We start from the raw sequence: 12,089 nt of genomic DNA, 5'->3' as shown, positions 1-12,089 counted from the left end.
AGTAGTGATATGAAGATAATGCCTTGTCCCTTGAACGGCCCAAGAAACATCAATGAATTTGTCTATGGCGGCGAAGTGAAAGCCATGCCCGACCATAAAAACTGCTCTGACAAAGCATGGGCGGAATATGTGTTCTATTCAGACAACACCATCAAAATCGTCAAAGAGTGGTGGTTTCACAGCGCCTCTGGCTATTGGTTTATTGCAGAACGACACACCGCCTCAGATGAGATTATTCGAACCTATGATCCCAGTGAAATATACAAAGAAAGAGTCACTTTCGACACGGATACTTCCGATGCTGATACACGCAAAGCTAACGCTATTGATGCTAAAAGCGGCGATGGGAAAGGAGCACAGCCATGATTGATAACCATCGATTGTCGCCGCCTATGGGCTCTTTGATTTCTCGCGACAGCACCGTTAGCTTTGAGTTTGAAGGAAAACAATATCTTGGCTATGAAGGCGACACCGTCGCCAGTGCCTTGATTGCAAACAACCAATGGCTGATGTCGCGCTCTTTCAAATATCACCGTCCTCGCGGGCCATTAACCATGGCGGGTCAAGATGCCAATACGCTGGTTCAACTTCCCGATGAAGCCAATGTGTTGGCAGATCGTGTCGATATTTCGCAAGCGCCAATGGTCATGGGCCAAAATTACAATGGTTCACTAGAAAATGACAAAGATGCTCTACTCGAAAAAGTCGGACGCTTTATGCCTGTCGGCTTTTACTATCGTGCGTTTTATAAGCCAAAAGGCATTTGGGACAAATGGGAACCACTGATCCGCAAAAAGGCAGGATTGGGGAAAGCGAACCTCCAGTTTGAACCCACCTACCATGACAAAGCTTATCTGTTCTGCGATGTGATGATTGTCGGCGCAGGCCCTGCCGGTTTGAATGCCGCCATTACCGCTGCACAAGGTGGTGCAGAGGTCTTGCTTGTTGATGAAAACAAGCAGTTGGGTGGCGCGCTCACCTATCACCGGTTCGACATCAACGGTGAAATAGCCGATGAAAAGCTTAACGCCCTTCGTTCTGCTGTCATCGACCATCCTAAGATCCGCGTATTGACGGACGCTGTATGTAACGCATGGTTCACCGACAACTACCTGCCCGTTCTTACTGGCAACCGCATGTACAAAGTCAGAGCGAAGCAGTGCATCGTGGCATCTGGCGAATTCGAGCAGCACGTCGTTTTCAGAAACAACGACCTTCCCGGTATTGTACTTTGCAGCGCCGCCATGCGCCTCATGAAGCATTATGCGATTAAACCGGGTAACACATCCGTGGTGTTAACTGGCAATGACGACGGTTACCTTGCAGCCATCGAACTCGCGCAACAAGGTGTAGATATCGCTTCCATCATCGATATGCGTAGAACCCAACGTTGCGCCGATTTAGTTAATGCCGTGCAGGGATTTGGGATCCCCGTGTTGCTGGGTGCGACGGTGTATGAAGCACAAGCCCGAAACAATCGCCTTTCCTCTGTCGAGGTCTATTCTCTCGATGAGAATGGCAACGTCGCGCAACGTATTTCTACCATCGAGTGCGATCTTCTCTGTGTGTCATCGGGTTACATGCCGACGTATCAATTGTTGTGTCAGGCAGGCGCGCAATTGACCTATAACGACACCTCCGCACGCTTTACACTCAAGAACCTGCCGGACAACCTCCATGTGGCGGGATCCGTAAATGGTATTCATGCACTCGGAAAAGTGTTGGCAGACGGCGAAAGTGCCGCCCAAACATGTTTAAGCAAAATCGGGTTGGCTGATGTGGCTGGTAACGTGATTAGCTGTGACCAAATCACAAACCTTCCTTGGCCCATCTTTCCCCACCCCAAAGGCAAAGACTTTGTCGATTTCGATGAAGACCTTCAATCTAAAGACATCATCAATGCAACGCGTTTGGGCTACCGTGACATTCAACTCGTTAAACGCTTTTCCACCGTGGGCATGGGGCCGTCTCAAGGCCGTCATTCAGCGCTTGCTACTGCACGTCTTGTGGCGGAATCCACAGGCAGAACTGTCAGTGAAACAGGCGTAACAACAGCACGTCCGCCCTTTATCCCAGAAAAACTGGCCTATCTTGCAGGCAGAATATTTAACCCTGTTCGGCTCACACCGATGCATGCAAGGCATGAAGCACTCGGTGCACAATTCATGCCTGCAGGCGCATGGCAACGTCCCGCTTATTATGGTGAACCAAGCAATCGTCATGCGCTGATCCAAGAGGAAGCACTAGCGGTTCGACAAAACGTCGGCATCATTGATGTGAGTACCCTCGGTGGCATTGAAGTTTGCGGTCCAGATGCGCCCGAATTTCTCAATCGCATGTATACCTTTGCCTTTGTTAAACAGCCAGTAGGGAAAACACGCTACGCCGTGTTAACCAATGAACAAGGCGTGGTCGTGGACGATGGCGTAGCGTGCCGAATAGCGGAAGATCATTACTATGTCACCGCCACCACCAGCGGTGTGGATGCGGTTTACCGCGAAATGAAAAAGTGGAACGCACAATGGCGATTAAATGTTGATATTGCCAACGTGACGTCTGCTTTTTCCGCCGTGAATATTGCTGGCCCTCTCGCTCGAAAAGTGCTTGAAAAAGTGTGTACTGATGTGGATTTCGCACCCGATGCGTTCCCGTATCTTTTTTACCGTGAAGGACACATTGATCGCATGCCCGTTCGACTAGCACGCGTAGGGTTTGTTGGCGAACTTGGCTATGAAATCCACATGCCAACCTTGTTCGCACTCAAAATTTGGGATTTGCTGATGTCAGCAGGCGAAGAATTTGGAATGCGCCCGTTCGGTGTCGAAGCGCAGCGTCTTCTTCGTCTCGAAAAAGGCCATATTATTGTTGGTCAAGATACCGACGGCATGTCGCACCCCGGCGAGTTGTCATTGGGATGGGCGATAGCCAAAGCCAAGCCATTTTATGTGGGGTCTCGATCTGTCGATATCGTCATGCAACGAGAACAAACCCGAAAATTGGTTGGTTTCAAACTGGATAAATCGTCGGCAAAGCCTGAAGAAGGCCATTTGGTGTTAGACAAAGCTGGTCACGATTCAAACATCACGGGCAATGTGACTTCCTGTGATTTTTCCTCAACGCTGGACGCATATATAGGTCTTGCATTTGTGGGTATCGATCAACAAGAACCCGGCACACTGTTCCCAATTCGTATCGATGGTAAGGAAGTGTGGCCAGAAGTCGTGCCTCTGCCCTTCTATGATCCAGATGGCGCACGCCAGGAGGTCAATTAGTATGTTTTCTTTTTTAATCAGTTCTCAACCAGAGCTAAGAGACAGCAGCATTGATCAAAATCACCAGTTGTCTTCCATCTCCTTCTACGATGCGACAACCTCAAACCGCATTGGATTCAGAGGAGAGCAAACCGCGTCATTTTTGACCGATCACCACATTGCGCTGCCCTCTAAACCAAACCAAGCAACGAGAATGGACAACGGCTTGTGGGTGTTAAGGCTTGGCTTCACTGAGTATTGGATCATTGATGTTAAGAACCAACATACCGATCTCATTCTCAGCATGGAAAAGTCAGCAACGAGCCATCAACAAGTAACACGCTTATACTGCCAACACAGTTCAGCGATGTTTGTTCTCACTGGCGATAGATGCCCACAGCTTTTTGCCAAAGTCTGTGCCGTGAACCTCCAACCAGACGCGTTTCCATCAGGGCACATCGCACAAACATCGGTAGCGCGTGTCTCATCTGTCGTGGTCAACGCATCTAATACCGATCTGAAGCAAACGCGTTTCCTCATTTTGAGTGATATTTCAAGTTCTGATTATTTATGGGATGCACTCGATGACGCGGCCCATGAGTTTCAATAACCGAATCCACATAGTAACTACTATTAAGGGACATCTGCGAAAAGGGACTCATTTAAGGACCGTATGAGTTGACCTATTAAACACAAAATCAGGTGTTTCCCGCTTAGGTATCGTCTTCAAGCAGTTTTATTTGGACGAACCATTGAGAGCAAATCACCCGATTTGAGTGACACATTCTAAAGGAGTATGTATGCCAACGATTACCATTTCGGAGATCCATGATGTTTGTAAAACTGCGCTAGAGAAGCATGGCGCTTTACCCTGGATCGCAGAATCTGTCGCGCTTGCTGTTGCAAAAAACGAATCCAGACAGAATCGAATCTGTGGGCTTTACTATCTACAGAGTTATTGTGAACAACTGGTATCGGGTCGTGTCTCTAAAGATGCAGAGCCTGTGATTACAACGCCAAAGTCTGGCGTGGTTCAGGTGGATGCCAAATTTGGTTTTGCGCAATCCGCGTTTGTTCGCGCATTTCCGACTGTCATGAATGCTGCTAAAGATAACGGTATTGCTGCACTGGCCATTGGCCACAGCCACACCTGTACATCACTCGGCTACTTTACAGAGCAAATTGCTCGCCGTGGTTTTATCGCCATTGGTTTTACCAACTCTTCGCCCATCGTTGCACCACCGGGTGGGAAAATTCGCACCATCGGCACCAACCCAGTCGCTTTCTCTGTACCAGACGGCGATGGCGGCATTGCAATGCAGTTTGACCAATCCACGACGGTTGTCGCTCTCGGCAAAATCACCATGGCGAAAGAAGCGGGAGAAAGCATTCCCGAAGGCTGGGCGCTAGATGAAGATGGCAACCCCACCACGGACCCACATAAAGCCTTGGCGGGTTCTTTGGTTTCAGCGGGCGGATATAAAGGTTGGGGATTTGGTTTAATGGCAGAACTGCTAACAGCAGGTCTCACAGGCGGTATTGCCTCTCAGTTTGTTAAACCGCTAAAAGCCACCAATGGCGACCCACACGATCTCGGTCAGTACTTTCTGGTGATTGACCCTGCAAACTCTGAATACTTCTACGAACGCTGCCAGCAAGTTGCAGATTTAGTTTCCCAAGACGAAGGAACCCGCCTACCGGGGCAATATATTAACGAGCTGACCGAAGTTGATGTGCCAGAGTCTTTGTGGGAACTAGCACTGCGATTATCTTCTGGTCCGCAGTAATCAGAATTTCCCGTATCCAAAATCAAGCCTCCTAATGGAGGTTTTTTATTACAACATCGCCGACTATCATATTCGGTATTCGAAAGTGGCCACTGTAGCTCTACCTCATATATCGTTCTTCTACTTCCTTGCCTTTTCACAAATTTATAGACGGTACCGGGAAGTACAAAAGGGATGTCTGTTCTATGCTAACTAATGTGATTCAATTTAGAGACACATAGACAATTGAGAGGCTTAACAATGCTGATGCCCCGTTCGATTAAACACAAGATTTCCCTAGCGATTGCCAGCATCATCATTATTGTCGCTGTTGTTCAATATCAACGGCAAGATCAACAATTGGTTAGCTATACAGAAGATTCGGTTAGCAGATTCATCGACTCCGTTGGAACAGCTAGTGCAAAAGGCATTCAGAACTGGATACAACCCCGCATTGAGATCATTCAAAGCGCAAAGCAATCCGACTTGGCTTTAGAGCCAGGCTCCACACTACCCGCTTATCTCAATCAAGCGCGCCTCTCTGGTGGATTTCAGTCTGTATATATCGGAACGGGTACTGGCGATATGATTCGTTACAACGGCAAGCCATCGAGTGAAGGCTATGACCCAAGGGAGAGACCTTGGTATATCGAAGCCATCAGCGCAACAGACCCTGTCATTACAGCGCCTTATAAAGACTCAGTGACTGGAGAATTGGTTGTCACTATAGCTCAGCAATACACGCGAACATCTGGCGAGCAAGCCGTGGTTGCGGGCGATATTAAAATCAAACAGCTCATCAACTATATCAACAGCATTAGTGGTGAGAATACGCAAGCCATGTTGCTCGATAACCACGCAACGCTGCTAGCAAGCGTCGATACATCGCTGCTGTTGACCAATGCCAGCGAAATGTCTCCTCAATTGACATCAGAAACTCTTCCGACACTTGCAGCCAACCCGATAGTCAGCGAACTGACCCTTGCCAATCGCCCTTATCTATTCAATATCACATCAATTGAAGGTACGCCGTGGTATTTAGCGGTTGCCATGAACCAAGAATACGCCTATCAAACGGTCGTCTCTAGCCGAACGGATTCGCTCATTTTCTCTCTCGTTCAGGTCATCCTTGTGATGGTGATCACCTTGTTTCTGGTCAGCAAACTGCTCAAACCTCTGTCCCAGGTTATGCGTGTGATGAAGAAACTGGCTAAAGGGGATCTCACCGCGCGAGTGGACGTGAATACCAATGATGAAATCAGTGTTATTGCACGAGGCATCAATGAGGTTGCACAAAATCTCCAAGACATCGTAGGTGGAATTTCAAACGCGACCGCGAATATATCTTCTGAAGTTAAAGACGTTAAAGCAAAAACCGTTGAGAATCACGACGTGCTAACCCATCACAAACAAGAAACCTTGCTTGTGGTTTCTCGCGTTGAGAGCATGAACTCAACGGTAGATACGGTTGCAAGCAGCGCGTCAGAAGCGTTAAGTTGCACGCAGAAAACCCATGAGCAAACCGCTGAATCAAAACAACAAGTCAGCCAATCAGTACAAAGCGTAAACGCCCTGCTTAGCGAAATAACCCTGATGGAGAACGACATTCAGACCATGAGTGACAATGCAGATAAGATAGCATCCGTACTCACGGTAATCGGTGACATTGCTGAACAAACTAATCTACTCGCCCTGAATGCCGCCATAGAGGCAGCAAGGGCGGGAGAACAAGGCCGCGGGTTCGCCGTTGTTGCAGATGAGGTACGAGCGCTTGCCAGCCGTACTCAACAAAGCACATCAGAAATCAATGATATGCTACAAAAACTCAACGAAGGTACTGTGAACGCGGTTCGAGCAATTGAAAATACGAAAAACAGTTGTCAAAAATCAGTTGAGCAGACCAATCTTGTTGATAGCAACTTAGATATCATGAGCACATCCGTAGAAGAAATAAACAACTTGAATAGCCATATTACTGAAATCACACAAACCCAGAGCCAAGCTTCAAATGAGATCAGCGAGAGCATTCATTCAATCAGCCAAATGGTAGACCGATTGGGTGAAAGTGGAGAAGCCACACTCGCCAATGTTCAAAAGTTGTCAGCATCAAATCAACAATTAACTTCTGCTATCTCTAAATTCAACATCTAGCCGTCACCCGCAATATTATCACCTCGTTGCTCTACTTCTCTCATACGGAGGATTAGAGCAACATGCCTTGCCATTTGCAGTTTTCATAGTTTGTATCCACCCATGTTCTGCATGCTTTTCTGCTTGAGAAAAACCAGTTGACGATGCAAAACGTCAAAAGTCATATTCACACTCGCTTCAGCCTCTATGCTATCAATCCTTTGAATAAAAAAGAGTTTTATCTACGCCCGATTAAAACCTTCTTTACAAAGCATTTTCTTGTTTCCAATTTGTCAGAAAAGCTCTACTATTGCGCCGTTTTGGGGAGTAGTCATTCCGTCGCGCTGTCGTCATCCCGTAGCTAATGCTACCGGCACGCGAGAATACAGTTTCACTGTATTTTGACGAGACCAACGCCATTTATTCGCTTATCTGCTTATAGCTGCGTGGTTGGTTAGGTGCTCCTTTTGCCCCCTATTCCTCCGCGCACCGGAGGTGTCATGTTCCTAAGTGAACTTTTCTCAGGTTACGAAGGCCTGTTAGTTCTTACCGTTTTGATGCTTGGCATCGACCTGCTTATCACTCGTGGAAAGATCAGTTTTCGCAGCGCCGCTATGTGGAGTGTGTTCTGGTTCTCCCTCGCGTTCGCATTTGCTGGTGCTATTTATCTATATTGGCCACATATGGCACCCGTCAGTGAACTGACAAACGGCGAAGCAGCCACCTCGTTTATCACGGGTTACTTGCTTGAAAAATCGCTGAGCGTCGATAACTTGTTTGTGTTCGCGTTGATCTTTGCACAGTTCAAAGTGCCTGAAAATCACGTTCCTCGTATATTAATGCTCGGTATTGTCGGCGCATTGGTATTGCGTGGCATTATGATTTCTCTGGGTGCGCCATTGATTGCGCAGTTCCACTTCGTGTTGTACCTGTTTGGTTTCTTCTTGATTTGGACTGGCGTACAAATGTGGCGTCAACATGGCGAAGAAAACGAGTCCTTCTCAGACAGCTTTGCGGTTAGATTGGTGAAACGCTTTTTGCGCGTTAGTCCTGATTACGATGGAAACAAGCTATTCACCCGCGATTCGCTAGGCATTCTTGCTACACCAATGCTGGTGGTAGTGATGGTGATTGCGATGACGGACGTGATGTTTGCACTGGATTCTATCCCTGCAATCTTTGCCGTTACTCAAGAACCCTACTTGGTCTTGGCTGCGAACGTATTTGCATTACTAGGTTTACGTTCTTTGTACTTCGTTCTCGGTGGCATGCTGACTAAGTTTGCGTATCTTCACCATACGCTTGCGTTCATGCTGTGCTTTATCGGTACGAAAATGCTACTGATTGAAACACCATTTGCTATCGCTACACCGGTTTCACTGGGCGTTATTTTGGCCTCCTTGACCGTTGGTATTGGTGCTTCTATTTGGAAACAGCGTCAACTTGAGAGAGTAGCTAGTTAACGCTAGCTAGGTCTTCACACATCAAAAAGGCACCCATGGGCTGTCTCTTGATCACAAGTCTTCGTGATTGAGAGACATTGCCAATTCGTAGCCTTCAAGGATGGTTTGTAACCTAGACCATCCTTCCCATAATACCTCTACGGAAGCTCGGCCTGTCCGCTTGGTATCTTTCGAACCGCCTAATCTGGCTAGACGATCGTATGCCCACTGCATATCCGGTGTCTGTTGAGGTAGCGGACCTCCCTCCATTTTCAGCCAAAGTAATTTCCAAGCTTTCTGACCCAATAGCGTTTCACAGCATTGTGTTTCCAACTCTGCTTTGTATTCCTTCATAAAGCGAAGCTGGAGTAAGCGTGTAGCGATAAAAGCCAGTAAGCCAATGCTTCTGCAAACACAGAGTTGAAAATCAACGAAGAGTTGGAAAAACAGGTTATTCACGCCGCCAAGTGGGTCTAAGAGACCTCAGGTGAAGGCAATATCGGTCCTTTCCAAGTCCTGCAATGGCCGGGCATGATGGAAACACCAGAACAAGATATGAACGTGATCAATAAAGCCCTCATGAGCGGCTTTGATGAAGCTGTCGATGATTTCATTGCCGCACGTGCAAGCGAAGGCGCAAACATGAAAGCACTGATCGAACAGCGCCTTGATGGAATTGCAGCAGAAGTCGTAAAAGTACGCGCTAAGATGCCTGAAATTCTAAATTGGCAACTTGAACGTCTTATCACCAAACTAGAAGAAGCCAAGATTGAGCTAGATGCGAATCGCGTTGAGCAAGTTAAATATTCATCTGTGTATTTTACTGAACGGGAAAATGCAGCGATTAGAGGTCTACACAAAGTCACTTGATGGGTAACAATTTGTAGACCTCTGAAATCATTTTGTCCATTTAGTTAACTAGGCCTAGTTTATGAAATTCGAATACTCAGAACTAGCTCATGTCAAATGGATTTTTTGGCTTGCCATCATGAAGTAGCTCAGATGCGATGGCTTTTACCTCACCCTGAACGTACGCCCAATACTCTGGGTTATCTAACGTCCTTTCTTTAATTTGTTTAGGGATAAAACGGCTCATTTCCATATTGAAGTCATTGTGTACCTCCTCTTCCGACATTAGCTTGGTTAACGCAGTAGAGAGCGCCTGTCGAAAGTCATCTATTTGCTTGTGTCGAGCGTTGAGTTTCTTTTCAACCAATATCTTTGATAAATCAATTCCGCGCTGCTTAATCCAAACAATATCCCAGATATCACGAGGTTTAATACGCCTTGTTCGATACGCTAACGCAATAAGCTTATCGGCCAGTATTTCTTGTAGTGACTGAACCGGAACCAAGATGCCTTCAGTCGGCACGACAATGTCATAGTGATTGATTAACGGACGCATTTCGATATCGAATGAGGGTATTGCACAGACGTCAATATGCATTTTTTGTCTTGGTAAATCAGGACGATTAGGCTCTTTCACGATACTAATCTTCCACGAAACGGTATCCCCTTGCTGCTCGCCAGAGGGCTTGTTTACCCAAACTTCAGTTTCATACTTATTTTGAATATAAGCCTTTATCTCGGACTCCAACCCCTCAAACTCAGATGGTTTGAAGTCATGACCACCGTTGAAATCAAGATCTTCTGACAACCTACTGCTGTTGTAACACATACGTAATGAGGTGCCGCCAATAAAGGTTAATCGCTGCATAACGCCTTGCTTGATCAGCACGTCCATAATGTCATGATGCAAGATCTCTTTTTCTATCACGGGCGTGACTGCTGCATAGTCAGGGTTTGACTGTACGATTTGGCGAATTTGTTGCTTCAGCATACTTTATCTCCTACACACTCCCCCATACTTAGCTCTCCAGCATATGTAGATTGCGACGGCAGTGCTTTAGATCGGCAACCGCTTGCTCTTTGAATGCGCGATACATTTTGATATCGGGGTCGTAATACAAATTAGGGGCGATTTGATCGACGGGCCTTTTAGTATGGGTAAGCTCGATCACACCATAAGGCGTATCAAAACACCCACTTCGACCTTTAGTTACCACCGTGACCCTGCCCATCACAATTTGCGAAATATCGCCGGTATGACTGAGCTGGCTTTCTAAGCTGATGTAATTCACTACGCCACTACGTAACTTTTTGATGATTTTATAAATGGCAGTCTCAGGCTCAGGGGGGGTAATCATACTTTCATAAAAACCTTTCACCACCCGTCTTAGCAAGCCCTTCTTTACGCAATCTGCTAGGAGTTTTCTGAAAGCAGGGTCACAGGACACACCCAACATAAAAGCCAGCTCAGTTGCACTGTGAACGCCTCCGCCAGCGCGAACCGCTTTCGCGAATACGTTTAGTAGCTCATCAGATTTCGCCATAGGTCTACGCTAAGTTACCAAATAAGTCACTTAGTGTAGACCTACTATTAGCCTTGCGCAAGGTGCAGGTCTACACAACATTACTTTATGGGTAACAACCTGTAGACCGAAAGGCGGGAATGCACTGTCTCTTGATCACAAGTCTTTGTGTATGCCTTGGGTCGCTGAGGTTTGCGTGCCCAAATTGACATTGCGCCCACTGTTCTGGATTTGTCATCTTCATAATAATCGCCTCGAATATTTAGCCCTAGACGATCTGATCACAGTGTGTGGAATGAGTTCAAAAAAAACCCCTGAGCGTTGCTCAGGGATTTGTGTATGAAAGACAGCCCATGGGTGCCTTTTTTAGTGCGTAGACTTTATCCACGGAGCGGCGCTAAAACTTACTGAGATAACCGCCCAACAAACCGCAGCCGATACCAAACAAAGCGCTGGAAAACGTACCTAACATCACGTACTCGGTGAACATGCGACTGCCATGATCTTTTAAATCGCCAAAGCGAAAAACGGATTTGGCGGCTAACACCAAGGCGACGCCGGGTAGTTGCCCCCACAGAACAAATGTCACGATAAGCATTCGCTCAAAATATCCAATGTATGCACCAGCGTCTTTTAGCGGTTTATTGCTCTCACTTGGCGCAGAATTCACGACTTCATCGGTCCAGTTTTGCAAGAGCATAGCAATGGCGGTTGATGTCGGTTTCATTGCTAATAGGTACGCAAAGGCCCAACAAAACAGTGTCCACCAATCTGTTTGTTCAAATGCCAGTTTTGCAGCAACTCTCTCTTCACTACCCACCACAAATAAAACCACCACAAGTAGCACAAATAAGTGCAGCAGTTGTTTGACGAACAAGTAGCGTAACCCGTCCGGTGACGAACGAAACCACACAGCGATAGCCACATTTGATAACCCGATACACAACGCCCCGACTAATGACCAAATCAAAGGAATGGCGAGCAAATAGAGGGCAATCAAAGACAGAACGCTTTCAATGATAACGGACAAAAAAACATGCCGTGCGCGACGTGTGACAACGGGAAAAAAGTAAAACTCTACACACACATGAACCACGGCCAATACCAATAGTATTGTTAGTACCATAT

General features: G+C 46.8%; 9 protein-coding genes and 3 pseudogenes. 7 read left to right on the top strand and 5 right to left on the bottom strand.

What is annotated here, in order from left to right; translation table 11 throughout:
- The first annotated feature begins 9 nt into the window (after positions 1 to 9).
- From LRP50_RS08315 to LRP50_RS08290, 6 genes are all read left to right on the top strand, one after another.
- A complete protein-coding gene (locus LRP50_RS08315) occupies positions 10 to 366 on the top strand; it encodes a sarcosine oxidase subunit delta (protein WP_274163994.1) in 357 nt (118 codons plus the stop codon).
- Positions 363 to 3,272: a glycine cleavage T C-terminal barrel domain-containing protein gene (locus LRP50_RS08310; RefSeq protein WP_274163993.1), complete on the top strand. Its 2,910-nt coding sequence runs from the start codon at positions 363 to 365 to the stop codon at positions 3,270 to 3,272. Before LRP50_RS08315 ends, LRP50_RS08310 begins: the two co-directional genes overlap by 4 nt.
- A gap of 1 nt (position 3,273) precedes the next feature.
- Entirely contained in the window at positions 3,274 to 3,861 is a 588-nt protein-coding gene (locus tag LRP50_RS08305) for an aminomethyltransferase family protein (RefSeq protein WP_274163992.1), read from the top strand.
- A 190-nt stretch (positions 3,862 to 4,051) separates the two neighbouring features.
- On the top strand, positions 4,052 to 5,038 hold the full coding sequence (locus LRP50_RS08300) for an Ldh family oxidoreductase (RefSeq protein ID WP_274163991.1): 987 nt from the start codon (positions 4,052 to 4,054) through the stop codon (positions 5,036 to 5,038).
- Positions 5,039 to 5,278: 240 nt separating this feature from the next.
- Positions 5,279 to 7,168 carry a methyl-accepting chemotaxis protein gene (locus LRP50_RS08295; RefSeq protein WP_274163990.1) on the top strand — a complete coding sequence of 630 codons (1,890 nt, stop codon included), beginning with the start codon at positions 5,279 to 5,281 and terminating at the stop codon, positions 7,166 to 7,168.
- Between the two features lie 479 nt (positions 7,169 to 7,647).
- The gene (locus LRP50_RS08290; protein ID WP_274163989.1) at positions 7,648 to 8,610 is read left to right on the top strand and encodes a TerC/Alx family metal homeostasis membrane protein; all 963 of its coding nucleotides are present in this window, start codon (positions 7,648 to 7,650) and stop codon (positions 8,608 to 8,610) included.
- 51 nt (positions 8,611 to 8,661) lie between these two features.
- Here LRP50_RS08290 and LRP50_RS08285 read toward each other — a convergent pair.
- Positions 8,662 to 8,985: pseudogene (locus LRP50_RS08285) on the bottom strand (IS4 family transposase); the annotation flags it as partial.
- Here LRP50_RS08285 and LRP50_RS08280 point away from each other — a divergent pair.
- Positions 8,986 to 9,387, top strand: a pseudogene (locus LRP50_RS08280) (YicC/YloC family endoribonuclease); the annotation flags it as partial.
- A gap of 154 nt (positions 9,388 to 9,541) precedes the next feature.
- Here the strand turns inward: LRP50_RS08280 and LRP50_RS08275 are convergent.
- The 4 genes and pseudogenes from LRP50_RS08275 to LRP50_RS08260 all read right to left on the bottom strand — a co-directional run bounded on the left by LRP50_RS08275 (position 9,542) and on the right by LRP50_RS08260 (position 12,087).
- A complete protein-coding gene (locus LRP50_RS08275) occupies positions 9,542 to 10,429 on the bottom strand; it encodes a nucleotidyl transferase AbiEii/AbiGii toxin family protein (RefSeq protein WP_274163988.1) in 888 nt (295 codons plus the stop codon).
- 28 nt (positions 10,430 to 10,457) lie between these two features.
- Positions 10,458 to 10,982, bottom strand: a complete 525-nt coding sequence (gene abiEi / locus LRP50_RS08270; protein ID WP_274163987.1) for a type IV toxin-antitoxin system AbiEi family antitoxin — start codon at positions 10,980 to 10,982, stop codon at positions 10,458 to 10,460.
- Positions 10,983 to 11,118: 136 nt separating this feature from the next.
- Positions 11,119 to 11,199, bottom strand: a pseudogene (locus tag LRP50_RS25790) (transposase DNA-binding-containing protein); the annotation flags it as partial.
- Positions 11,200 to 11,358: 159 nt separating this feature from the next.
- On the bottom strand, positions 11,359 to 12,087 hold the full coding sequence (locus LRP50_RS08260) for a DUF3307 domain-containing protein (protein ID WP_274163986.1): 729 nt from the start codon (positions 12,085 to 12,087) through the stop codon (positions 11,359 to 11,361).
- Positions 12,088 to 12,089: the final 2 nt, after the last annotated feature.

The organism is Enterovibrio gelatinilyticus, assembly GCF_028683095.1.
GTDB classification, from domain to species: Bacteria; Pseudomonadota; Gammaproteobacteria; order Enterobacterales; family Vibrionaceae; genus Enterovibrio; species Enterovibrio gelatinilyticus.
The sequence above is the reverse complement of the archived record's forward strand: the minus strand, read 5'-3'. Positions and strand labels throughout refer to the sequence as shown.